The following is a 21,744-nucleotide window of genomic DNA, read 5'->3' on the forward strand; positions in this document are numbered from 1 at the left end:
TCCTGCGTGCTGTCCTTGCCGGCGATGAACTGCACGTCATCGACCATCAGCATGTTCACGTTTCGGAACATGCTCTTGAAATCCATGATGGTGCTTTCGCGCAGCGCCTGCACGAAGCGATACATGAACTGCTCGGCCGACAGATAGAGGATCTGCGCAGCGGGGTGGTTGGCCTGATAATCATGCGCGATGGCGTGCATCAGGTGGGTCTTGCCCAGCCCCACGCCACCATAGAGAAACAGCGGGTTGAACCCGACCGGGCCGCCCTCGGCCACGCGGCGGGCGGCGGCATGGGCCAGTTCGTTCGGCTTGCCGACGACGAAATTGGCAAAGGTGTAGCGCGGATCCAGCGGCGCGCCCAGATCGGGCCGAATCGTGCCGCGCGCGGTGGCGGCGGGCCGGATGGTGTTTGCCGCCGGGGCCGGCTGATCGGGGTCCGGGGCGGCGGCGCGCGGCCGCTGGCCGCCGCTGCGCCCGCTTTTCGGCACGACGGCAAAGCGCAGCCGCTCGACCCCCGCGCCGCGACGGTTCAGTTCGGCCAGAATGGTCGTCGCGAAATGCCGGTTCACCCAGTCCGAGATGAACCGCGTCGGGCTGTCGAAACGGGCCACGCCGTCCTCGATCCCGGCCAGTTCCAGCGGCCTGATCCAGTGGTTGAAGTTATTCGTCCCGACGCTGTCCTGAAGTCCCGCACATGCCTGCCCCCAAAGGTCGTCCATCGTCTTTCTGCCCCGTGCTGTCCTGTCCCCGATCTCCGCCGGATCTGCATCCGGCGGACCAGGATTCGCACCGCCCCGGGGCAGCATCGGGCAACAGGCCACCGTTGCGGCCCGAACGGGCCGCATGACGGGGCAGGATGCCCGACGCAGAATAATAGACCAGATCCGCAGGTGCCGATGGCAGCCGACAGCCACGGATCCGTGGGCAGAAGAAGAGTGTTCTCCGCTTCGTCGCCCGGCCCCGCCCGGATAAGGTTCCGGAAGCGGCGGCCTGTCCCCCAAAGCGACGTGAATCGCAGGACAGATTTAGCAATAGCGGATCAACCCGCGCAACCGAACTATGCGCTTGACAGCGGCTTTCCCCAATCGAATCTGCGAGGTCTTTGACTCGAAAGAAGAAATTGGAAATGGCATTGAAAATTAACGATTTATTAACTGTTTCGCAGGTGCAGAAAAAGGCAAAGGGCGCGTGCCGGTGGCGCGCGCCCGTTCTGAGATTGCTGTCCTTGTCAGGCCGGAATACAGCCTTTTCCGGCCGCCGCGCCGATCGGCTCAGGCCGGCGACAGGGCCTTCACGCGCGATGACAGGCGCGACATTTTCCGCGATGCAGTATTCTTGTGATAGACGCCCTTGCTGACGCCGCGCATCAGTTCCGGCTGCGCCGCCTTCAGCGCCTCCTGGGCGGCATCGGCATTGCCCGAGGCGATGGCTTCCTCGACCTTGCGCAGGAAGGTGCGGATTCGCGACCGGCGGGCCTTGTTGACTTCGGTGCGGCGCAGCGTCTGGCGCGCGCGCTTCTTGGATTGGGGCGTATTTGCCATGGGCTTGATCCTCGTCGGGTCTTTCAGCGTTGCGGTTGCACGAAAGACCCAAGGCGACCGATTCCCCGGAAGGGCGGTCCTGATTCTTGCCTAAGCGGGCCCACGCGCATGTAAGCGAGGGCCTATAGGTGATCGGCCGCGAAAAGGGAACCCGAAAAATCAGCGGTCGCGGAATTGCGGCTCGCGCTTTTCGAGAAAGGCGGACATGCCTTCCTTCTGATCCTCGGTCGCGAAAAGGCCCTGGAAGGCACGGCGTTCGAACAGGAGACCCTCGGTCATCGTCGATTCGTAGGCGCGATTGACCGATTCCTTGGCCGCCCGCGTCGCGATCATCGAGCGTTCGGCGATCTTGCGCGCCGCCGTCATCGCCTCGGCGATCAGTTTCGGCGTCGGCACCACGCGACTGACCAGGCCGGAACGCTCGGCCTCGGCCGCATCCATGAAGCGCCCGGTCAGGATCATGTCCATCGCCTTCGACTTGCCGACGAATCGGGTCAGGCGCTGGGTGCCGCCGATGCCGGGGATGACGCCCAGATTGATCTCGGGCTGCCCGAACTTGGCGTTTTCCGCGGCGATGATGAAATCGCAGATCATCGCCAGTTCGCAGCCCCCGCCAAGGGCATAGCCGCTGACCGCGGCGATCATCGGCTTGCGGAAGGCGCGAATGGCCGCGATCTGCGAGCCGAAAAGATCGCCTTCATAGACATCGACAAAGGATTTCTCGGACATTTCCTTGATGTCGGCGCCGGCGGCAAAGGCTTTCTCGCTGCCGGTCAGCACGACGCATCGGATCTTGTCGTTGCCGTCGGCCTCGCGCAGCGCCTCGGCCAGTTCGGTGATGAGCGCCGAGTTCAGCGCGTTCAGCGCCTCGGGGCGGTTCAGACGGATCAGCGCGATCTCGTCCTCGATTTCGACGATGATGGTTTCATAGGCCATGGGCCCGGACCTCGTGGCTGTTAAGCGTCAGCCCCGACTCCTATCAGCAGGCATGTGCGGAAGCCAAGCAAATGCCGCAGACGGGTCTAGTGCTGGCAGAGCGGGCAATAGAAGCTGGAGCGTCCCGATTGCACGATCCGCCGGATCCGGCCCGCGCAGCCGGGCCGCGCACAGGGCAGTCCCTCGCGGTCATAGACGCGGAAGGAATGCTGGAAATAGCCCAGCTCGCCCGTCGCCTGCCGGTGATCGCGCAGGGACGAGCCGCCGGCGGCGATGGCATCCGACAGCACGTCGCGGACATGCCCGACAAGGGCCGCGATTCGGGCCTGGCCGATGCGGCCCGCCGCCCGGCGCGGGTCGATGCCCGCGCGCCACAGCGCCTCGCTGACATAGATGTTGCCCAGACCGGCGACGATGCGCTGATCCAGAAGCGCCTGTTTCACCGGCGCGCGGCGTCCGGCGAAGATCATGCGCAGGTATTCGGGCGAAAAGCCGGCGTCGAAGGGTTCGGGCCCGAGGCTGGCCAGCAGGGGATGCGTCTGGCCCTCGCGGATCAGGTCCACCATGCCGAATCGGCGGGCGTCGTTGAAGGTGATGCGGGTGCCGGTCCCGGTGGTCAGCACGACATGGTCGTGGCGCGGCAGGATCGCGGGATCGCGGTGGAAATCGCCCTGTGACGCGCCCTCGACCAGCATCCTGCCGGACATGCCAAGATGCAGCAGCAGCGTGGTTCCCCGGTCCAGATCGGCCAGCAGGTATTTCGCCCGCCGCCGCAGCGTGATCACCCGCGCGCCGGTCAGCACCTGAACCAGATCGGGCGGCAGCGGCCAGCGCAGATCCGGCCGGCGCGCCTCGGCCCGGGCGATGCGCGATCCCTCGAGATGTGGCTGAAGACCGCGACGGACGGTTTCGACCTCGGGCAGTTCTGGCAATCCGGTCCCTTTCGTCGCATTGTGCCGCAGGCGCATTCATGACCATTGTGCCGCAGGCAGGCCGGACCTATCTGGCGTCGGAACAGGCAAACGGCAAGCGCGATGAGCGACAAGAAGCAGACCCATTTCGGCTTTCGGACCGTGGACGAGGACGCAAAGGCCGGGATGGTCCACGGCGTCTTTTCGCGCGTCGCCTCGCGATACGACCTGATGAACGACCTGATGAGCGCGGGCGTCCACCGGCTGTGGAAGAACGCGATGATGGATTGGCTGGCGCCGCGCGGCGGCCAGCACCTGCTGGACGTCGCGGGCGGCACCGGCGACATCGCCTTCCGCTTTCTGGATCGCGCGCCGCAGGCGCGCGTCACCGTCTGCGACATGACCGAATCGATGCTGATCGAGGGGCGCAAGCGCGCCGATGCGGCCGACAGGGGTGATCGCCTGGCCTGGGTTACGGGCGATGCGATGGCGCTGCCCTTTCCCGACAGCAGCTTCGATCGCTACACGATCAGCTTCGGCATCCGCAATGTCACCCGCATCCCCGACGCGCTGGCCGAGGCATATCGCGTCCTGCGTCCCGGCGGGCGGCTGATGGTGCTGGAATTCAGCCGGCTGCCGGTGCCCGCGATGCAGTGGGCCTATGACCGCTACAGCTTCAACGTCATCCCGGCGATGGGGCAGGCGGTGACCGGCGATCGCGACAGCTATCAATATCTGGTCGAATCGATCCGCAAGTTTCCCGATCAGGAGGCGTTCGGCGCATTGATCCGCGAGGCGGGTTTCGGGCGGGTCCAGTGGCGCAACCTGTCGATGGGAATCGCCGCGCTGCATTCCGGCTGGAAACTGTAGCCCATGCGCGGCCCGCACAATATCCTGCGCCTGATCCGAACCGGCGCCACCTTCGAACGCACCGGCGCGATGGGCGCGGTTCTGGACGCGGTCGAGGCGCCGCCCCGCCTGCGGCTGGCCGCGCGGGTGCTGGGCTGGCCGTTCCGCTGGCTGGGCTATCCGGGCGATCCCGCCCTGCCGCCGATCACCCGCGCGATCACCGCGCTTGGACCGGCCTATATCAAGTTCGGCCAGATCCTGTCGACGCGCGCCGATGTGGTCGGGATCGAACTGGCCGAACAGCTTCGGATGTTGCAGGATCGGCTGCCGCCCTTTCCGACCGCGATCGCCCAGCAGATCGTCGCGGCCGATTTGCGCCGGCCGGTCGATGCGTTGTTCAGCGAGTTTTCCGAACCGGTCGCCGCCGCCTCGATCGCGCAGGTGCACAGGGCGCGGGTGCGCGAAACCGGGCAGGAGGTCGCGGTCAAGGTGCTGCGCCCCAATATCGGTGCCGCCTTCCGCCGTGACATCGACGCCTTTCACTTTGCCGCCTCGATCATCGAATTTTTGTCGCCCGGCAGCCGCCGCCTGCGTCCGCGCGACGTGGTCAGCCATTTCGAAGGCGTGGTGACGGCAGAACAGGACATGCGGCTGGAAGCCGCCTCGGCCTCGGAATTCGCCGAGAACACGCGCGGCGACGAGGCGTTTCAGGTGCCGCTGCCGCATTGGCAATTGTCGGCGCGCCGGGTGCTGACCTCGGACTGGGCCGAGGGGTTGCCGATGGGCGATCCGCAGGCGCTGATCGCGGCGGGCCACGACACGACCCGGATCGCCACGCGGGTGATCCAGCTGTTCCTGCAACATGCCCTGCGGGACGGGTTCTTCCACGCGGACATGCATCACGGCAACCTGAAGGTTGCGTCGAACGGGGATGTGATCGCCTATGATTTCGGCATCATGGGCGAGATCGACGAATATACCCGCCGCGTCTATGCCGAGATCCTCTTTGGCTTCATCCAGCGCGATTACCGCCGCGTGGCCCGCGTCCATTTCGAGGCGGGCTATGTGCCGCGCGACCGCGACGAGGCGCAATTCGCCCGCGCCCTGCGCGCCGTGGGCGAGCCGATCTTCGGCGCCGATGCCAGCCGTATCAGCATGGCCAGCCTGCTGGCCTATCTGTTCGAGGTGACGGAACGCTTCGGGATGCGCACCCAGACGCAGCTGATCCTGCTGCAACGGACCATGGTCGTGGTCGAGGGGGTGGCGCGGTCGGTCGATCCGCAGCTGAACATCTGGGAGGCGGCGCGTCCGGTCGTGTCGGACTACATCAAGTCCAATCTGGGGCCGCGCGCGCTGGCCTCGGACATGGCGAAGGTGGCGCAGACGGTCGGCCGCTATGGACCGCTGCTGCCGCAGATCGTCGAACAGGCATTGTGGAACCGTGCCCATCCCGAAGACGCCGCGCCCGCCCCGGCGGCCCCCGCGTCGCGCGTGCCCCTGTGGCTGGTCACGGTGCTGTCGCTGGCGGCCGGCGCCGCGATCGGCCTGGCATTGGGATAAGAAACATTGCCGGCCGGCCCCGGGTCGCAGACGGGATGCGCGCCCCGCCCCGCAAGAGCATCGCCAAGAGGCATGGTCGGGATCCGGTCAACCCGATCGGAAGCGATCCGGCGCAGGCGCGTCGCCATCCATCCACAGCCCGGCGCGGTCCTCTGCTTCGGGCTTCAGAAACACAGGATCTCGGCCTCGGCCTCGGCGCGGCGCAGCTTCGCCACCATGTCGTTCATCTCGGCCATGCCCTTGAACATCGAGGCGCGCTCGCCCGTCGTCTGCTGCATCCGCAGGACGGTTTCCGCCTGGACGTAGTCGTCATAGGGCAGCACCGTCGCGATCTGGTCGATGGAACAGGAACATCGGTCCAGCATCTCGCGATTCTCGCCGTTGGTGGCCATGCAGGCGAAGACATATTCCGCCCGCGCATTGGTCGGGAAGTCGTTGACCGCCTGCGCCCGGGCACCCGGCGCGGCCAGAGCGGCGGTCAGGGGCACGGCCAGGATCAGCGCGCGGATCATTGCAGCACCATGCGGTTCCGGTACCCGGGCGTCCCGCCCTGCGTTTCGGCCAGCAATTCGCGGATCGGGGCCTTGGGGTCGCTGTCCAGAACGAAGGTCAGGGTCAGGCTCTCGAAACCCTGCATCCGCGCGGCGTTGGGATCGTCGGCGAAGGGGCGGAAGGTCGCCTTGCGGGCCGCGCCGGCGGCCGCGATCTGGCCGCCCCGGAAGATCGCATCCTTGATGCGGTTGCGGATATAGAAGGGGCTGCCGCCGGTCAGCCGGGCCATGTCGCGGGTGGTCTGTTCCAGGAAGAAGACCAGCACCGGATCGCCGCCCGAAATCGGGAAGGGCCCGATCTCGCGGCTGCGCGTATCGGTCTTCTGGGTGATTTGCAGGATCGGCTTCTGGTCCGTGGGGTCGATCGCTTCGCGCAGCGTGACCGAGCCGTCATCGACTTGCACAAACCCCTCGGCCTCGGGGCCATCGACGCGATGCGACCAGCGCATCCCGTCCCGTTGCAGTTTCCACGGCCCGCGTTCGGCAAAGACCGCGTCTCCGGCCTCGCCCGACAGGGCCGGCGCGGCCGACAGGGCCAGCCACAGGGCCGTCACGATGGCGCGTTTCATGATCTTGTCCTCCGGTTTTCCCCGCCACGACGATTGCGCCGCGCGCGCCCGAGGGCAAGCCCCGGCAGGCCCGGTCTCAGCCCTTGGTCGCAGGGATTCAGCCCAGAAGGCGGCCCAGCATCTCGCCCAGTTCGGCCGGGCTGACGGGCTTTTCCATCAGGTTCACCCCGATCGCGGCGCAGGCGCGCGCGATGTCCGGGTCGCGCCGCGCGGTCACCATCACCGCGGGCACGGCATGGCCTGCGCTGGTGCGCAGGGCGTCGATGGCCTTGATCCCGTCATCGCCGCTTTCAAGGTTGTAGTCGGCCAGGATCACGTCCGGCGGCTCGTCGCCCATCGTGGCCAGCGCCTCGGCGGTGCCGCCGGTGACGCGGGCCACCATGCCCAGCCGGTCGGTCAGGATCATCTCGTATCCGCGCCGCATCCCGGCGTCATTCTCGATCACCAGCGCGACCCGGCCGCGCAGCGCGCGGATCATCCGGTCGGGGGGCTGGGCGCGGCGGTCGATGGCGGCATCGACCAGGGGCAGGCCGACGCGGAACAGGGTGCCGCGCATCGCCTCGGAGGTCAGGCTGATCGGGTGGCCCAGCTTGGCGCAGGCGCGCTTGACGATGGACAGGCCCAGCCCCATGCCCGGCGTTCCGGATTCGGTGCCCAGCCGCTGAAACTCGTCGAAGACGCGGTTGCGGTCCACCGCCGGAATGCCGACGCCGGTATCATAGACCGACAGCCAGCAGGTGCCGCCCCGCCGCCGCGCGCCCACCAGGACGCCGCCGCGATGGGTATACTTGATCGCGTTCGAGACCAGGTTCTGCGCGATCCGGCGCAGGAAGACGGGATCGCTTTCGACCACCGCATCGGTCTGCACGAAGGTCAGGCCCAGGCCCTTTGCTGCGGCCACCGGCGCATATTCGGCGGCCAGCCTGCTGAACAGATCGCCCAGGGCGACCGGCTGGCGGTGAAACTCGATCCGCTGGCTGTCCAGCCGCGAGATGTCGAGCACGGCATGCATCAGTTGTTCCACCGATTCGAAGGCGCCGCCCAGCCGGTCGGTCAGTTCGCGCTGCGCCTCGTCCAGCCTAGTATCGGCCAGCGCGGCCAGAAACAGCCGCGCCGCCGAAAGCGGCTGCAACAGATCGTGGCTGGCCGCGCGCAGGAAGCGGGTCTTGGACCGGTTGGCCTCTTCGGCGGCGGCGCGGGCCACGGCCAGTTCGCGGTTGCGCTGCGACAGGTCGGCCATGGCCTTTTCCAGCTCGCGCGTGCGGGCCATGACCTCTTGTTCCAGCGCGACCGCGGCCTGAAACATCGACCAGGCCGAGCCGCGGGTTTCCTCGAGCCGGTCGATGCGGTCGATCAGCACGCCGGTGATGCGGCGCAGCTTTTCGACCTGTCGCTCGGGCGGGTCGTCCTCACGCAGCATGGCTGTCGCCGGGCGCCCCGTGATCCATGAAGGCAAGACCCACGAAAGTCTGGTTCACGTGCATTCCGCTGTGCTGTTCGCCATAGGTGTTGAAACCCGCGACGCGGAAGCGGGTGAACAGATCCGACATCACCGTCGCCAGCCCGGCCCGTTCCAGCGCCAGCCGCCGCAGGATGCAGTCGAAGCCCAGAACCATCAGCGGCGGGCGCGGCAGGGCCGACAGCGCCTGAAGGAAACCCTGGGTCATGTCCTCGGCCCGACCCAGCGTCAGCACGGTGCCGGTATCGATCGCCGACATCAGCGACAGGCCGCCATCCTCGGTCACTTCGCTGATGGCGCGGACATGGTGGCGGCGCCCGGTGCGCAGCAGCAGCGGGCGGCGCGCGAATTCGGTGGGCGTCAGCCGGTCGCGGGCAATGCCGGTCAGGCGGGCATATTCATCGGCGGCCGGCTCTGCGTTCAGTTCCAGGATCCGGCGCTTTTCGGGGATCGCCGCGGTCACGACGGCACGCGTCTCGGTCGGGCTGAAATGGGCGAATGTCACCTCGCTGATCGCCAGATCGGTCTCGACCAGCAGGAAGATCGCCGCGTCCGACAGGGTGTGACCCCGAGCCAGCAGGGTGGTGCGGCGGAAATCCAGCCCGTCGCCCGCCGATCCGCCCAGGACCGGGACCGAGGGCAGGGCCGCCTCCAGCGTCGCGACCAGTGCGTCTTCCTGCCCGGCAAGCCCGTCAACCAGCAGCAGGCCGAACAGCGAGCGGCCCGGATCGGGGGCAAAAGCGCGGTGCATCCGCCGCAGCCCCGCCATCCAGTCCGACACCGGCAGTGCGCCCAGATCGCGCAGAAGATGGGCGCTGGCGCGAAAGCTGGCTGTGGGAAAGCCGATGGCCACGATGCTGTCCGAGGCATAGCCTGACGGCCCGATCTCGCCGGCCGAGGAACAGCCCGCGATGATGCAGTCGCCGGGCAGGCCGGCCTTCAGCGCATCGCCCAGAGGTGCAAGCTCGTCCCCCTTCGCGCCGAAGACCAGAACCAGGGCGGGCCGGGCTCCGCGCAGGCCGTCCAGCAGGATCGAGGCCGGGTTGGCCGCCCCGCGGCCGGCCTGCACGGCCACCGGCCCGGCGACGCCCTCCTTCGCAGCCGGGCCGGTATCCATCAGCCGGCCTCGAACAGCCTGACCGAATTCGCCAGAAGCACCGCCTGGGTGCGGCGGCGCGCGTTGATCTTGGACATGATCGCCGTGATGTGGGTCTTCACGGTCGCCTCGGCGATCGACAATTCGTAGCTGATTTCCTTGTTCGCCTTGCCCTGGCAGATCAACCGCAGGATCTTCATCTGCTGCGGTGTCAGCGTGGAAAAGCGGCGGGCCAGTTCGGCCCTGGCCGTGTCCTCGGCATCCGGTTCGCCGGGATGATAGCTGTCGGGGGTCACGTGTTCGCCGCCCCACATGCGGCGCAGGCTGTCCACCAGCGCCTCGCGGCTCAGCGACTTGCTGATATAGCCCTGTGCCCCCGCGGCCATCGCGGCCGCGATCATGGCATGTTCCAGATCGGCCGAGATCATCGTGATCGGCACGTCGGGAAGCTGCCGGCGCAGGGTGACGATGCCTTCCGAACCGCGCGCATCCGGCAGGTTCAGATCCAGGATCACGGCATCGGGCGCACCCTGCGCCTTGATCTGTTCTATGGCGGCGGCAAGGCTGCGCGCGGTGCGCACGTTTTTCAGGCCAAAGCTGATCTTCAGCGTCAGCGCCAGCGCGTCGCACATCAGCGGATGATCGTCCACGATCAGGATTTCGCGCACCTGATCCGCGCTTGGTCGTGGCGACGGCGATTGTCGCGCCTGCATGGCTGCGGCGGTCATCACATTTCCTCCCCGAGATCCCCCTTGTCGCGGCCCTCCCGAAGTCGCAACAATATGCCGCGATTGTAGAACTGCGGCGTGGTAAAGCAACCCTGATCTGCGACCAAGGTCTAGCATCGCCCGCCTTGCGAGCCCGCCCGGGCCATGACACCCTGACCGCAACCGGGAAGGATCGAGATGATGGACATCATCCGCAGGCAGATCGCCCGCGCGGCCCTGGCGCTTGTGCTGACGGTCGCGCCCGCCTTCGCGGCCGTGCCGGTCATCACCATCGGCGCGCTGGAAAACGGCACGGTCAACTGGGAATTGCAGACCATCATCGGCCGGGGTCTGGACCGCAAGAACGGCTTTTCGCTGAAGGTTCTGCCGCTGGCCGGCAATCCCGCGACGCAGATCGCCATGCAGGGCGGCCAGGTGGACAGCATCGTCTCGGACTGGCTGTGGGTGGCCCGGCAGCGCGCGGCCGGCGCCGATTTCACCTTCCTGCCCTATTCGACCGCCGTGGGCGGGCTGGTCGTGCCGAAGGACAGTCCGGCGCGGACGCCGGGCGATCTGGAGGGGCAGAAGATCGGCATCGCGGGTGGCCCGGTGGACAAGAGCTGGCTGATCCTGCGGGCCTGGAACCGGCAGCGGAACGGCGTCGATCTGGCCGATGCGACGCGACAGGTCTTCGGCGCCCCGCCGGTGATCCGCAACGCCGCCGAAACGGGTCAGGTCGCTGGCGCGGTCAATTTCTGGCACTATCTCGCCCGGATGAAGGCGGCGGGGATGCGCGAGATCATCAGCGTCAGCCAGGCCGCGACCGATCTGGGGCTGGACCCCGCCACCCCGCTTCTGGGCTATGTCCTGCGCGAGGACTGGATCGCGGCGCATCCCGATCTGGCGCGCGGCTTCGCGCGGGCCTCGCGGCAGGCCAAGGACCTGCTGGCGCGCGACGATGCCGCCTGGGAGGATCTGCGCCCGATCATGAATGCCGATTCCGAGGCCGAGTTCCGGGCCCTGCGCGACGGCTGGCGCGCGGGGATCCCGCCCGACCGGCCGGTCGATGCGGCGAATGCGCAGAAGATGTTTTCGGTCATGGCCGATCTGGGCGGCGAGGATCTGACCGGCGGCTTGACGCGGCTGCCCGAGGGGCTGTTCTGGTCCGGTGACTAGGCGGCCCCGATATCCATGGCAAGCCCCCGGCACGGTGCCCGGGCTTTTGTCGCTGACGGCGATGCTGGCGCTGTGGTTCGTGCTGGCCCTTCTGTCGGACAATCCGCGCGCCGTGCCGGGGCCGGGCGCGGTCTGGTCCGAACTGGTGGCGATCGCCGCGTCGGGCGAGCTGTGGTTTCATGCCGGAATGACGCTGTTCCGGGTGCTGGCCAGCTTCGTGCTGGCGATGGCGGTGGGGCTGGCCTTGGGTCTGTGGATGGGCCGGTCGCGCGCCGCCGACCATTGGCTGAATCCGGGCCTGGTGATCGCGCTGAACCTGCCTGCGCTGGTGGTGATCGTGCTGGCCTATATCTGGATCGGCCTGAACGAGGTCGCGGCCATCGTCGCCGTGGCGCTGAACAAGATCCCGGTCGTGACCGTGATGCTGCGCGAGGGCGCGCGCGCCCTGCGGCCCGATCTGGACGACATGGCCCAAGCCTTTCGCATGACGGCGCCGGCCCGGTTGCGCCATGTCGTGCTGCCGCAGCTGGCGCCGCATGTCGCGGCGGCGGCGCGGGCGGGAATTTCGCTGATCTGGAAGATCGTTCTGGTGGTCGAGCTTCTGGGCCGCTCGAACGGGGTCGGCTTCAAGATCTACCTGCTGTTTTCCAGCTTCGATGTGGCCGGCGTGCTGGCCTGGGCGCTGGCCTTCGTCGCGGTCATGCTGGCGATCGACCTGGCCGTGCTGCGCCCCTGGGAGGCGCGGGCAAACCGCTGGAGGCGCGATGCGGATTGAGCTGCGCGGCAAATCCTTTGCCGGGCGCGCGGTGCTGGGGCCGATCCGGCTGACCATCGGGCGCGGCCGGCGGGTCGCCGTCCTGGGGCCGTCGGGGATCGGCAAATCTACGCTGTTGCGGATCGTCGCGGGGCTGGATCGGGATTTCGACGGCCAAGCGGAAGGCGATGAGCGGCTGGCGGTCGTGTTCCAGGAACCGACCCTGCTGCCCTGGCGGCGGGCGCTGGACAACATCACGATCGCCGCGGGCTGCGATGCGGCGGTCGGGCGCGACCTGATGGCGCAGGTCGGGCTGGCGGGGCGCGAGGATCAGTTTCCGCGCCAGATGTCGCTGGGCCAGCAGCGGCGGCTGGCGCTGGCACGCGCCTTTGCCGCCCGGCCCGATATCCTGCTGATGGACGAACCCTTCGCCAGCCTCGATCCCGAAACCGCGACGCGGATGATCCGGCTGGCCGCCGGCCTGCTGGATCGCAGCGGGGCGGGGCTGTTCCTGGTCACCCATGACGCCGGCGAACCGGCGCGGCTGGAGGCGCAGGTCTTTCGATTGTCGGGCCATCCTGCGGTCCTGCAGCGCGATCGGGACTGACCCGGTTGCGCCGGCATGAACGCGGCCGGCCGGCCTAGCCTGCCGCCTCGAAGGTCTGATTCCACAGGTTTCCGTCCACATCCTCGGCGCGGACGCTGATCGGCTGGCCGTTCGGCTGATAGGCGAAGCGGAAGACCGGATCCTCGCTGACCGAAATTCCGGCCTGCATGGAAAACAGCAGTTCGTCGCCCTGCCGCACCTCCAGCCTGTCGATGAACATCGCCGGAATGTTGAGCAGCGTCACCTGATCGCGTTGCAGGCCCGAAAACATCGGGTGCCGGATCATCAGCGTGCCGATCTGGCGGCCATCCTGCTGCGCCGTCTTCCAGCGCATCTGGCCCATCAGGGCCTCGACCGTGGCCATGTCCTTGCCCGCCGGCGCCGAGCAGCCGCCCGAGGCCTTGACGAAACGGCCGGCCATGACCTTGCCGCCCCCCGCCTGCGTTCCGATGGCGCGCACGTCGGAATAGGCGTTGACACGGACGCGAACCTCGAAATCCAGGGGCATCAGCGCCGGACCAAAGCTGTATTCGGCGGCGACGGGGGCGGGATTCTGGTCGATGACCAGGGTCAGGTCGGACAAGGGCGGGGCGTCGGCGGCCTGGGTCAGCCGGATCGGCACCAGCGCCGCGTCATTGGCGCGAACCGGTGCGTCCAGATCCAGTGCCGCCGGATCGATGGGCGGTTCCTCGGTCAGGCCGGCGACGGAATCGCGCAGATCGTCCCAGATCGCGGAGGGCTGCATCGGGTTGTCCTGCGCGAATGCGGGTGATGCCAGCAGAAGCGCGGCCGCAAGCCATGTCTTCATCACTTATCCTCCCTTTTTCATGCGTCGGTAGATCAGATCGGCAGTGTCCGAGGCCGCATCCTCTTCGGCCCGCGCCACCACCCGCGCACGCAGCGGCGATTTCGAACAGACCGGGTCGGTCGCCCGCGCATCGCCCGCCAATGCCATAGCTTGACACCGACAGCCGCCAAAATCCACGGTTTTCCGATCGCAGGACCGGCAGGGTTCGGACATCCATGCGGTGCCGCGAAAGGCGTTGAAACTGTCGGACATATGCCAGATGTCGGACAGGGCCCTATCCTTCACGTTCTCGAATTTCATCCAGGTGATGGACTGCGCGGCGTGGCAGGGCAGCACCGTGCCATCGGGCGCGACATTCAGGCCGGTGCTGCCCCAGCCGCCCATGCAGGCCTTTGGATAGATGGCGTGATGGTCGGCGGGCACGTAGTCGATGACCATGCGTCCGCGCAGCCGGATGCGGGCTTCGTTGACGATCCGGCGTGCCGCCGCCGCCTGATCGCCCGTGGGCATCAGCGCGGCGCGGTTCAGGTCGGCCCAGCCGTGGAACTGCACCGTGGCGACCTCGATCCGTCTTGCGCCCAGCGTTTCCGCAAGGTCGATCATGTCGGGCAGCCGGTCCATGTTCTGCCGATGCACGACGGCGTTGATCGTCAGCGGAAAGCCGATCTCCGTGACCCAGCCGGCGAACCCCATCTTCTTGTCCCACGACCCCGGATGGCCGCTGATGCGGTCGGCCATGTCCGGCCGGATGCCCTGCAGCGACAGCTGCACGTGATCGACGCCGGCGCGATCCAGTTCTTGCAGCCGGTCGCGCGTGATGCCGATGCCCGAGGTGATGAGGTTGACGTAAAGCCCCGCCTCGCGCGCGCTGGTCACGATCTGCGCCAGGTCGCGGCGCGCGCCGGGCTCGCCGCCCGAGACATGGACCTGCAACACGCCCAGATCGGCGGCCTCGCGGAACACCCGCGCCCAGTCCTCGGCCGGCAGTTCGGCCTGCGCGCGGGTCAGTTCGACCGGGTTGGAACAATAGGGGCAGGCGAGGGGACAGCGATGCGTGATCTCGGCCAGCATCGCCATCGGCAGGCCGGGGCGGACGGGGTTGCCGTCAAGGTCGCGCGGCTGGGCGTGGTCCTTCATGGCGCGTCCTTCACGAACACCATGCGGCGCTCGACGAGGCCGGTCAGGAAATCGCTCAGGTCGGCAGCGATCTGCCGGGCCGGGGCGTTGTATCGTTGCGCCAGCCGGGTTGCGATGGCGGCCATGGATCGCCGGCCGTCCAGTTCGGACAGGATGGCGTCGCCGACGGCGTCCAGCTGCATCGCGCGTTCGGGCGCCTGCAGCACGCGGATGCCGCGCACGCGGTCATGGGCCAGACGCACGCCGCGCGGCAGATAGGGTATCTGGTCGGGGGCGATCAGCGGATCCATCAGGCCATTCCCTCGCCGGGTTGCCAGGCGCCGGGGGGGATGTTGCCCTGGACATAGCCATGCCACAGCGCATCCAGCTGCGCCCACAGCACGTCGGTCTTGAAGATCAGCGCCGCCGCTGCCGCGTCCTGTCTTTCGCGCGTGTCGGCATGGCTCAGCACGTAATCCAGCCCGAAGGCCACGTCGTCGGGGGCCTCGCTCAGCCGCTTTCTGAAATAGGCAAGGCTGGTATCGTCGGCGAAATCGTAATGCGCCAGCAGCCCCTCGATCCGCTGGGCATGGATTTTCGGCGCGAACAGTTCGGTCAGGCTGGCAGCCACCGCATCGAGCAGCGGCATGTCACGGACGAAGCGGAGATAGGCATCGACGGCAAAGCGGGTGGCGGGCATGACGCCCGCGCCGCTGGCGACGTAATCCGGATCCAGCCCCACTGCGCGGGCCAGAGCCAGCCAGCGGCGGATGCCGCCGCCTTCGGCGACGCCGCCGTCGTGATCCTCGATCCGCTTGCGCCAGGCCCGGCGCAAATCGGGGTCGGTGACGCGGGACATGAAGGCCGCGTCCTTCATCGGGATGCGGGATTGATACATCCATCGGTTGATAACCCAGGCGCGCACCTCGTCCGGGGTGCAGTCGCCGCCGTGCAGCCGCGCGTGGAAGGGGTGGCGGTCGTGATAGCGTTCGGCGCCGATGGCGCGCAGCCGCGCCTCGAATTCGTCGCGGGATTGCGGGCCGTGGCCTAGATCCTTCACAGCGTGATCTCCATGCCGTCGCGGCCGATCTGCCAGCCTTGCCTGCGGGCCTGCGCGGCCTCGGCGCTGTCGGGATCGGTCAGCGGGTTCGAATTGTTCATGTGGACGAAGATGCGCCGCCCGACCGACACGTCGGCCAGCGCCGCGATGGAATCGCCAGCGGCCATATGGCCCATGCGGTGGCCGGTCTTCCGGCCAAGTCCCATGCGGATCATCTCGTCGTCCTGCCACAACGTGCCGTCGAACAGCAGCGCGTCCGCCCCCGCGATGCGGTCCTTCAGCCATTCCGGCATCGCCGCGCAGCCGGGAATATAGAGACCGCGCTTGCCGTTGGCGGCCAGTTCAACCCCCACCGTCGTCTCGCCCATCAGGCCGGTCTCGACGATATCGCCTTCCTGATACAGCGGCACCTTGCCGGGAACCGCGAAGAGGGTCGCGGTCAGGCCGGGCAGCAGGTCCGTCGGCCGGTCCAGCGTCACCTTGCGCCGCCGCACCAGATCGGCGCGCAGGGCGGTCAGCATCGGGTTGGCGGCCAGCGCGTCGTGAATGGCCTCGGTCGCGAACAGGTCGAAGGGCTGGCTTTCGCGCAGCGTCAGCAGGCCCGCCACATGGTCGATGTCGCCGTTGGTCAGCAGGACCGCGCGCATCGGCATGTCACGCGGCCCGGTCGGATGCAGCGCCGGGGTCGCGGCCATCTGCGTGCGGATATCGGGCGAGGCGTTCAGGATCGCCCAGTCGCGGCCATCCGCGCTGACCGCGACCGAGCTTTGACTCAGCGACGGGATGCGTCCGGCGCGGGCCGCGCGGCAATTCGCGCAGCCGCAGTTCCATTGCGGCAGACCGCCGCCCGCCGCCGCACCCAGAACGATGATCCTCATGTCTCCACCGACGCAAAGACCCCGCCCGAGATCGTCGGACGGGGCCGTTCACCTTGCCTGTTTTCCAAGGCTCAGAACAGGACGGGCTCGTCCTCGGCCGGGGCATACATGTTGATCTCCATGCCGCAGGCAATCTCTTTCAGAATCGGTTTGGTCCAGGCCATGTGTCATCCTCCGTTCACATTCGCCGCTGTGGCGACTGTCATTCATGTTAAAGCAGTCTGTGCGCCAAACAACCAGACCAAGGTCGCAATTCGCGCGGATATGATCGAAACCACCACCATCAGCGGGAAGATTCGGCAATGTTTTACCTGATCTTGACCGCCTGCCTTGCCGGTCCGTCCGGGAGCTGCGGGCCGATCTTGCTGCCGCAGGGCGATGCCGCGACGCGGCAGGAATGCACCGCGCAGGCGCGGCGAATCAGCGAGGCGTGGCTGTCCGGACGCAAGGGGCTGCGATCCGGCGGCACGGCCTGTGTCGCGACAGCGGATCTGCCCGCCCTGCCGCTGCGGCAGATCGCGCCGGGCATCCTGCTGTTTCAGGGCGATCCCGTGCAACTGGAGGATTCGCCCGACGGCAGGATCGCCAATCTGGCGGCGGTCGTCGGCGATGCCTCGGTCGCGGTCATCGACAGCGGCGTGTCGCGCGCCCAGGGCCAGCAGCTTTACGCCGCCATCCGGCGGGTGACCGACCGGCCGATCAGCCATCTGATCGTGACGCACATGCATCCCGATCACGCAATGGGCAGCGCCGTATTTGCCGAGGCGGGGGCCGAGATCGTGGGCCATCGCGCCTTGCCGCGCGCGCTGGAGGCGCGGGCGCCCACCTATCTGGACAACATGGCGCGACTGTTCGGGCCGCAGGCGATGATCGGAACCGAGGTGCTGGCGCCGGATGTCGTCGTCGGCAATCGTCTGACCATCGACCTGGGCGGACGGGTGCTGCAACTGAACGCGGCGCAGACGGCCCATACCGACAACGATCTGTGGATCCGGGACCAGGCGACGGGCACGCTGTTCACCGGTGATCTGGTCTTTCGGGATCTGACGCCGATCGTTGACGGATCGGTGCTGGGCTGGCTGGACTGGCTGGCGCGCCCGCCGCGACCCGCGCCGCCGCTGATCGTGCCGGGCCATGGCGCGATCTCGGACGAGTGGACGGCCGCGGCAGGACCGCAGATCCGGTTCCTGAAGGCGCTGGTCGACCAGACCCGGCAGCGGATCGGCGAAGGCCAGCCGATGTCGCAGGCGGTGCCCCAGATCGGCAAGGCTCTTGCGCCGATGGCCGATGGGTGGAATTCCTTTGACATGTCGGTCGCCCGTGACGCGACCGCCGCCTACAAGGAGCTGGAATGGGAATAAGTCCCATTTGACAGGGGACGCGGCTGCGCCGATGCTGGCGAAAAGGATCAACATCCTGCGATTCATCCTAAAACGGGAGGGTAACTTGAGGAAAGTTCTGTATCTGACGGCCGCGATGGCGGCCCTGTCGGCGGGCGCCGCGCAGGCCCAGAAGGTGATCGAACCGGGCAGCGACGACCGCATCGACTGGCAGAGCCTTGAGGATTTCAAGGCCAGCTACGGCAATCTGGAAGGGCAATCCTTCACCATTCTCGGGCCGTGGCTGGGCGAGGATCAGACGCTGTTCACCTCGCTTCTGCCCTATTTCGAAGAGGCGACCGGGGCCAAGGCGAACTATTCCGGTTCGGACAGTTTCGAACAGCAGATCGTGATCGACAGCGATGCAGGCTCGCCGCCCGATATCGCGGTGTTTCCCCAGCCCGGTCTGGCCGCCGACATCGCCCGGAAAGGGAATCTGAAGCCCCTGGGCGAAGAAACCGCCCAATGGGTGCGCGACAATTATGCGGCCGGTGACAGCTGGGCCAAGCTGGGCACCTATGCCGGCGCCGACGGCACGCAGCAATTCTATGCCTTTCCGTTCAAGGCGGACGTGAAATCGCTGGTCTGGTATGTGCCCGAGAATTTCGAGGATGCCGGCTACGAAGTGCCCAAGACCTACGAGGATCTGAAGGCGCTGACCGAACAGATCGCCGCGGATGGCGAAACCCCCTGGTGCATCGGGCTGGGCTCGGGCGGGGCGACCGGCTGGCCCGCGACCGACTGGGTCGAGGATCTGATGCTGCGGATGAATCCGCCCGAGGTCTATGACGGCTGGGTGACCAACGAGATCCCGTTCAACGATCCCAAGGTGGTCAAGGCGATCGAGGAATTCGGCTGGTTCGCCAAGAACGACGATTATGTCGCGGGCGGCGCGGCCGCCGTGGCCTCGACCGATTTCCGCGACAGCCCCAAGGGTTTGTTCGACAGTCCGCCCTCGTGCTACATGCACAAGCAGGCCAGCTTCGTTCCCTCGTTCTTCCCCGAAGATGTCGAGGTCGGGCTGGATGCCGATTTCTTCTACTTCCCGGCGCCGGCCGATGGCAGCATGGGCCAGCCGGTCCTGGGCGGGGGCACGCTGTTCTCGGTCCTGACCGACAATCCCGCCGCGCGTGCCTTCATCGATTTTCTCAAGACCCCGGCCGCGCACGAAATCTGGATGGCCCAGAAAAGCTTCCTGACGCCATACAAGGGCGCCAATCCGGATGCCTACGCCAATGACGGGCAAAAGAAGATGGGCAAGATCCTGACCGACGCCACGACCTTTCGCTTTGACGGTTCGGACCTGATGCCCGGCGCCATCGGCGCGGGCGCCTTCTGGACCGGCATGGTCGATTTCGTCGGCGGCGCCTCGGCCCAGCAGGTCGCCGACCAGATCCAGCAGACCTGGTCCACGCTGAACTGACCGCAAGAACCGGCCGCGGCGGCCCGACCCGCCGCGGCCCAGCGAAAAGAGGAGCGAGGGGATGGAGCTTTTGTGGCTGGCCTCGGGCACGATCATCATCGGTGTCTTCGGCTGCGTGGCCTGGTTCTGGGGCTCGAACATGATCCTCGACGCGGTCTATCCGCCGCGCGGCGCGGCGGCGGGCCGCAACATCCGAAGGGCCGGGCAGATCCGGCCCTGGCTGTTTCTGGGGCCGGCGATCCTGTTCCTGTCGCTCTATCTGGTTTATCCGGTGCTCGACAGCCTGTGGCGGTCGCTGAACAATGCCAATGGCAGCCGTTTCGTGGGATTCAGCAACTACACCTGGCTGGCGGGCGACAGCAAGTTTCGCGAATCGATGCTGAACAATCTGCTGTGGCTTCTGGTGGTGCCGGCGCTTTCGACGCTGTTCGGGCTGATCGCGGCGCAACTGACCGACCGCATCAGATGGGGCAATATCGGCAAGTCGCTGATCTTCATGCCGATGGCGATCTCTTTCGTCGGTGCCGGGGTGATCTGGAAATTCATCTACGAATATCGCGGCCCCGACGAGGTGCAGATCGGCCTGCTGAACTGGATCGTGACGAAACTGGGCGGCGATCCGCAGATCTGGCTGACGCTGATCCCGTGGAACAATCTCCTGCTGATGATCGTGCTGGTCTGGATCCAGACCGGCTTTGCCATGGTGATCCTGTCCGCCGCCCTGCGCGGCATCCCCGAAGAAACGATCGAGGCCGCGATCCTGGACGGGGCCTCGCCCATGCAGGTGTTCATGAAGATCAAGGTGCCGCAGATCATGGGCACGATTGCCGTGGTCTGGACGACGATCACCATCGTCGTGCTGAAAGTCTTCGACATCGTCTTCGTGATGACCAACGGCCAATGGGGCACCCAGGTCCTGGCCAACCTGATGTATGACTGGACCTTTCGCGCGTCCGATTACGGACGCGGCTCGGCGGTGGCGATGATCCTGATGGTCCTGGTCACGCCGATCATGGTCTGGAACATCCGCAATGCCCGCAGGGAGGTGCGCTGATGGACGGGATGGCGGGCCGCAAGTCGTCGCTGGTCTGGGCGGTCAACATTTCCGCCCTGCTGCTGGTGATCCTGTGGACGATCCCGACGCTGGGGCTGTTCGTGTCGTCCTTTCGCGACCGCGACCAGATCGCCAGTTCCGGCTGGTGGCAGTCCTTCTCGGCCTCCGAACAGACGGGGTTCGTGCGGACCGGAACCGACAAGGACGCGGAGCAGCGGGACGGGCTCTACATCATCGAGGGCAATGTCCTGGAGGGCGGGCAATCGCTGGTCGCCTGGGGCACCGGCGCGCGCCAGCCGGCCGAGTTCCAGCCGGGCGAGACAACCCGGATCGAGGATGGCTGGGATCTGACCGTGAACGAGGACGGATCCTATCGGCTGACCTCGGCCCGGCCCTTCGACATGCGACGCGGCGAACGGATCTTCGTCACCACCGAGGCGCCGCCGAAATTCACCACCCGGAACTACAGCCGCGTCCTGCAGGCCGAAGGGCTGGGCCGCGCCTTCATGAACACGCTGACGGTGACGATTCCGGCCACCATCATCCCGATCCTGATCGCGGCCTTCGCCGCCTATGCGCTGGCCTGGATGGAATTTCCCGGCCGCGCGATCCTGACCGCCGCCGTGGTCGGCCTGCTGGTCGTGCCGCTGCAGGTGGCGCTGATCCCGCTGCTGCGGCTGCATAACGAGATCGGCATCGGCAAGGGCTATCTGGGCATCTGGCTGGCCCATACCGGATTCGGCCTGCCGCTGGCGATCTATCTGCTGCGAAACTACATGGTCGGCCTGCCGCGCGAGGTGATCGAAAGCGCCCGCGTCGATGGCGCGACCGAGTTCCAGATCTTCCGTCGCATCATCCTGCCGCTGTCCTTTCCGGCCCTTGCCTCTTTCGCGATCTTCCAGTTTCTGTGGGTCTGGAACGACCTGCTGGTGGCCACGGTCTTCCTTGGCAATACCAGGGAACAGCTTGTGATGACGGGCGTTTTGCGCGAATTGATGGGATCGAAGGGCGGCGAATGGGAAATTCTGGCGACATCGGCCTTCATCTCGATCGCGGTGCCGCTGGTCGTGTTCTTCGCGATGCAGAAATATCTGGTCCGCGGCCTTCTGGCCGGATCGGTGAAAGGTGGATGACTTGACGGAAAAGACGGCCGATTGGTGGAAGGGCGGGATCATCTATCAGATCTATCCGCGCAGTTTTCAGGACACGACCGGCGATGGAATCGGCGATCTTGCGGGGATCGCGCAAAGGTTGCCCTATGTCGCGTCGCTGGGCGTGGATGCAGTCTGGATCTCGCCCTTCTTCACCTC

General features: G+C 67.0%; 25 protein-coding genes. 10 read left to right on the top strand and 15 right to left on the bottom strand.

Annotated elements, in window-relative coordinates; translation table 11 throughout:
- From B4A72_RS04150 to mutM, 4 genes are all read right to left on the bottom strand, one after another.
- On the bottom strand, positions 1-719 hold a 719-nt coding region (locus B4A72_RS04150; RefSeq protein ID WP_292954171.1), incomplete at its 3' end, for a DnaA ATPase domain-containing protein.
- A gap of 552 nt (positions 720-1,271) precedes the next feature.
- A complete protein-coding gene (rpsT, locus tag B4A72_RS04155) occupies positions 1,272-1,541 on the bottom strand; it encodes a 30S ribosomal protein S20 (RefSeq protein ID WP_292954168.1) in 270 nt (89 codons plus the stop codon).
- Between the two features lie 159 nt (positions 1,542-1,700).
- Positions 1,701-2,477: an enoyl-CoA hydratase gene (locus B4A72_RS04160; protein ID WP_292954165.1), complete on the bottom strand. Its 777-nt coding sequence runs from the start codon at positions 2,475-2,477 to the stop codon at positions 1,701-1,703.
- An 86-nt stretch (positions 2,478-2,563) separates the two neighbouring features.
- The gene (gene mutM / locus B4A72_RS04165; RefSeq protein WP_292954162.1) at positions 2,564-3,409 is read right to left on the bottom strand and encodes a bifunctional DNA-formamidopyrimidine glycosylase/DNA-(apurinic or apyrimidinic site) lyase; all 846 of its coding nucleotides are present in this window, start codon (positions 3,407-3,409) and stop codon (positions 2,564-2,566) included.
- A 102-nt stretch (positions 3,410-3,511) separates the two neighbouring features.
- Here mutM and ubiE point away from each other — a divergent pair, with 102 nt between their 5' ends.
- Both ubiE and ubiB read left to right on the top strand, forming a co-directional pair.
- Positions 3,512-4,258 (top strand): bifunctional demethylmenaquinone methyltransferase/2-methoxy-6-polyprenyl-1,4-benzoquinol methylase UbiE, encoded by a 747-nt coding sequence (ubiE, locus tag B4A72_RS04170; protein ID WP_292954159.1) that lies wholly within the window; start codon positions 3,512-3,514, stop codon positions 4,256-4,258.
- A 3-nt stretch (positions 4,259-4,261) separates the two neighbouring features.
- Positions 4,262-5,797, top strand: a complete 1,536-nt coding sequence (ubiB, locus tag B4A72_RS04175) for a 2-polyprenylphenol 6-hydroxylase (protein WP_292954156.1) — start codon at positions 4,262-4,264, stop codon at positions 5,795-5,797.
- 164 nt (positions 5,798-5,961) lie between these two features.
- On the opposite strand, the gene B4A72_RS04180 is transcribed toward ubiB, so the two are convergent.
- The 5 genes from B4A72_RS04180 to B4A72_RS04200 form a co-directional block, all read right to left on the bottom strand.
- Positions 5,962-6,309 (bottom strand): hypothetical protein, encoded by a 348-nt coding sequence (locus B4A72_RS04180; protein WP_292954153.1) that lies wholly within the window; start codon positions 6,307-6,309, stop codon positions 5,962-5,964.
- Positions 6,306-6,917: a hypothetical protein gene (locus tag B4A72_RS04185; RefSeq protein ID WP_292954151.1), complete on the bottom strand. Its 612-nt coding sequence runs from the start codon at positions 6,915-6,917 to the stop codon at positions 6,306-6,308. Before B4A72_RS04185 ends, B4A72_RS04180 begins: the two co-directional genes overlap by 4 nt.
- A 97-nt stretch (positions 6,918-7,014) precedes the next feature.
- Positions 7,015-8,337 carry an ATP-binding response regulator gene (locus B4A72_RS04190; protein WP_292954148.1) on the bottom strand — a complete coding sequence of 441 codons (1,323 nt, stop codon included), beginning with the start codon at positions 8,335-8,337 and terminating at the stop codon, positions 7,015-7,017.
- Positions 8,327-9,493: an FIST N-terminal domain-containing protein gene (locus tag B4A72_RS04195; protein ID WP_292978134.1), complete on the bottom strand. Its 1,167-nt coding sequence runs from the start codon at positions 9,491-9,493 to the stop codon at positions 8,327-8,329. The genes B4A72_RS04190 and B4A72_RS04195 overlap by 11 nt, the downstream gene beginning before the upstream one ends.
- A complete protein-coding gene (locus tag B4A72_RS04200) occupies positions 9,493-10,200 on the bottom strand; it encodes a response regulator transcription factor (RefSeq protein WP_292954142.1) in 708 nt (235 codons plus the stop codon). Before B4A72_RS04200 ends, B4A72_RS04195 begins: the two co-directional genes overlap by 1 nt.
- 177 nt (positions 10,201-10,377) lie before the next feature.
- Between B4A72_RS04200 and B4A72_RS04205 the strand changes: the two genes are divergently transcribed.
- From B4A72_RS04205 to B4A72_RS04215, 3 genes are read left to right on the top strand one after another with little or no spacing between them, the layout of a single operon-like run.
- Entirely contained in the window at positions 10,378-11,355 is a 978-nt protein-coding gene (locus tag B4A72_RS04205) for an ABC transporter substrate-binding protein (RefSeq protein WP_292954139.1), read from the top strand.
- Between the two features lie 34 nt (positions 11,356-11,389).
- Entirely contained in the window at positions 11,390-12,130 is a 741-nt protein-coding gene (locus B4A72_RS04210) for an ABC transporter permease (protein ID WP_414692145.1), read from the top strand.
- On the top strand, positions 12,120-12,716 hold the full coding sequence (locus B4A72_RS04215; protein WP_292978135.1) for an ATP-binding cassette domain-containing protein: 597 nt from the start codon (positions 12,120-12,122) through the stop codon (positions 12,714-12,716). The genes B4A72_RS04210 and B4A72_RS04215 overlap by 11 nt, the downstream gene beginning before the upstream one ends.
- Before the next feature lie 34 nt (positions 12,717-12,750).
- On the opposite strand, the gene B4A72_RS04220 is transcribed toward B4A72_RS04215, so the two are convergent.
- The 6 genes from B4A72_RS04220 to pqqA all read right to left on the bottom strand — a co-directional run bounded on the left by B4A72_RS04220 (position 12,751) and on the right by pqqA (position 16,742).
- Positions 12,751-13,524: a quinoprotein dehydrogenase-associated SoxYZ-like carrier gene (locus tag B4A72_RS04220; protein ID WP_292954133.1), complete on the bottom strand. Its 774-nt coding sequence runs from the start codon at positions 13,522-13,524 to the stop codon at positions 12,751-12,753.
- A gap of 3 nt (positions 13,525-13,527) precedes the next feature.
- The gene (gene pqqE, locus B4A72_RS04225) at positions 13,528-14,661 is read right to left on the bottom strand and encodes a pyrroloquinoline quinone biosynthesis protein PqqE (RefSeq protein ID WP_292954131.1); all 1,134 of its coding nucleotides are present in this window, start codon (positions 14,659-14,661) and stop codon (positions 13,528-13,530) included.
- The gene (gene pqqD, locus B4A72_RS04230; protein ID WP_292954129.1) at positions 14,658-14,951 is read right to left on the bottom strand and encodes a pyrroloquinoline quinone biosynthesis peptide chaperone PqqD; all 294 of its coding nucleotides are present in this window, start codon (positions 14,949-14,951) and stop codon (positions 14,658-14,660) included. Before pqqD ends, pqqE begins: the two co-directional genes overlap by 4 nt.
- Positions 14,951-15,700, bottom strand: a complete 750-nt coding sequence (gene pqqC / locus B4A72_RS04235; protein ID WP_292954127.1) for a pyrroloquinoline-quinone synthase PqqC — start codon at positions 15,698-15,700, stop codon at positions 14,951-14,953. The genes pqqD and pqqC overlap by 1 nt, the downstream gene beginning before the upstream one ends.
- On the bottom strand, positions 15,697-16,578 hold the full coding sequence (gene pqqB, locus B4A72_RS04240; RefSeq protein WP_292954125.1) for a pyrroloquinoline quinone biosynthesis protein PqqB: 882 nt from the start codon (positions 16,576-16,578) through the stop codon (positions 15,697-15,699). Before pqqB ends, pqqC begins: the two co-directional genes overlap by 4 nt.
- A gap of 71 nt (positions 16,579-16,649) precedes the next feature.
- On the bottom strand, positions 16,650-16,742 hold the full coding sequence (gene pqqA, locus B4A72_RS04245) for a pyrroloquinoline quinone precursor peptide PqqA (RefSeq protein ID WP_043131127.1): 93 nt from the start codon (positions 16,740-16,742) through the stop codon (positions 16,650-16,652).
- Positions 16,743-16,880: 138 nt separating this feature from the next.
- Here pqqA and B4A72_RS04250 point away from each other — a divergent pair, with 138 nt between their 5' ends.
- The 5 genes from B4A72_RS04250 to B4A72_RS04270 form a co-directional block, all read left to right on the top strand.
- Positions 16,881-17,939 carry a quinoprotein relay system zinc metallohydrolase 2 gene (locus tag B4A72_RS04250; protein WP_292978136.1) on the top strand — a complete coding sequence of 353 codons (1,059 nt, stop codon included), beginning with the start codon at positions 16,881-16,883 and terminating at the stop codon, positions 17,937-17,939.
- 85 nt (positions 17,940-18,024) lie between these two features.
- A complete protein-coding gene (locus B4A72_RS04255; RefSeq protein ID WP_292954115.1) occupies positions 18,025-19,380 on the top strand; it encodes an ABC transporter substrate-binding protein in 1,356 nt (451 codons plus the stop codon).
- A gap of 61 nt (positions 19,381-19,441) precedes the next feature.
- On the top strand, positions 19,442-20,434 hold the full coding sequence (locus B4A72_RS04260) for a carbohydrate ABC transporter permease (RefSeq protein ID WP_292954113.1): 993 nt from the start codon (positions 19,442-19,444) through the stop codon (positions 20,432-20,434).
- On the top strand, positions 20,434-21,567 hold the full coding sequence (locus tag B4A72_RS04265) for a carbohydrate ABC transporter permease (RefSeq protein ID WP_292954110.1): 1,134 nt from the start codon (positions 20,434-20,436) through the stop codon (positions 21,565-21,567). The genes B4A72_RS04260 and B4A72_RS04265 overlap by 1 nt, the downstream gene beginning before the upstream one ends.
- A gap of 1 nt (position 21,568) precedes the next feature.
- Positions 21,569-21,744: alpha-amylase family glycosyl hydrolase (locus B4A72_RS04270; protein WP_414692487.1), on the top strand; the 176-nt coding region annotated here is incomplete at its 3' end.

It is taken from the genome of Paracoccus sp. UBA5162, from assembly GCF_002413585.1.
Taxonomy (GTDB): Bacteria; Pseudomonadota; Alphaproteobacteria; order Rhodobacterales; family Rhodobacteraceae; genus Paracoccus.

Excerpts from the sequence above, each read along its gene's own strand:
- rpsT (WP_292954168.1), bottom strand. The coding sequence starts at position 1,541 with ATGGCAAATACGCCCCAATCCAAGAAGCGCGCGCGCCAGACGCTGCGC.
- B4A72_RS04160 (WP_292954165.1), bottom strand. The coding sequence starts at position 2,477 with ATGGCCTATGAAACCATCATCGTCGAAATCGAGGACGAGATCGCGCTG.
- ubiE (WP_292954159.1), top strand. The coding sequence starts at position 3,512 with ATGAGCGACAAGAAGCAGACCCATTTCGGCTTTCGGACCGTGGACGAG.
- ubiB (WP_292954156.1), top strand. The coding sequence starts at position 4,262 with ATGCGCGGCCCGCACAATATCCTGCGCCTGATCCGAACCGGCGCCACC.
- B4A72_RS04180 (WP_292954153.1), bottom strand. The coding sequence starts at position 6,309 with ATGATCCGCGCGCTGATCCTGGCCGTGCCCCTGACCGCCGCTCTGGCC.
- B4A72_RS04185 (WP_292954151.1), bottom strand. The coding sequence starts at position 6,917 with ATGAAACGCGCCATCGTGACGGCCCTGTGGCTGGCCCTGTCGGCCGCG.
- B4A72_RS04190 (WP_292954148.1), bottom strand. The coding sequence starts at position 8,337 with ATGCTGCGTGAGGACGACCCGCCCGAGCGACAGGTCGAAAAGCTGCGC.
- B4A72_RS04195 (WP_292978134.1), bottom strand. The coding sequence starts at position 9,493 with ATGGATACCGGCCCGGCTGCGAAGGAGGGCGTCGCCGGGCCGGTGGCC.
- B4A72_RS04200 (WP_292954142.1), bottom strand. The coding sequence starts at position 10,200 with ATGACCGCCGCAGCCATGCAGGCGCGACAATCGCCGTCGCCACGACCA.
- B4A72_RS04205 (WP_292954139.1), top strand. The coding sequence starts at position 10,378 with ATGATGGACATCATCCGCAGGCAGATCGCCCGCGCGGCCCTGGCGCTT.
- B4A72_RS04215 (WP_292978135.1), top strand. The coding sequence starts at position 12,120 with ATGCGGATTGAGCTGCGCGGCAAATCCTTTGCCGGGCGCGCGGTGCTG.
- B4A72_RS04220 (WP_292954133.1), bottom strand. The coding sequence starts at position 13,524 with ATGAAGACATGGCTTGCGGCCGCGCTTCTGCTGGCATCACCCGCATTC.
- pqqE (WP_292954131.1), bottom strand. The coding sequence starts at position 14,661 with ATGAAGGACCACGCCCAGCCGCGCGACCTTGACGGCAACCCCGTCCGC.
- pqqD (WP_292954129.1), bottom strand. The coding sequence starts at position 14,951 with ATGGATCCGCTGATCGCCCCCGACCAGATACCCTATCTGCCGCGCGGC.
- pqqB (WP_292954125.1), bottom strand. The coding sequence starts at position 16,578 with ATGAGGATCATCGTTCTGGGTGCGGCGGCGGGCGGCGGTCTGCCGCAA.
- pqqA (WP_043131127.1), bottom strand. The coding sequence starts at position 16,742 with ATGGCCTGGACCAAACCGATTCTGAAAGAGATTGCCTGCGGCATGGAG.
- B4A72_RS04250 (WP_292978136.1), top strand. The coding sequence starts at position 16,881 with ATGTTTTACCTGATCTTGACCGCCTGCCTTGCCGGTCCGTCCGGGAGC.
- B4A72_RS04260 (WP_292954113.1), top strand. The coding sequence starts at position 19,442 with ATGGAGCTTTTGTGGCTGGCCTCGGGCACGATCATCATCGGTGTCTTC.
- B4A72_RS04265 (WP_292954110.1), top strand. The coding sequence starts at position 20,434 with ATGGACGGGATGGCGGGCCGCAAGTCGTCGCTGGTCTGGGCGGTCAAC.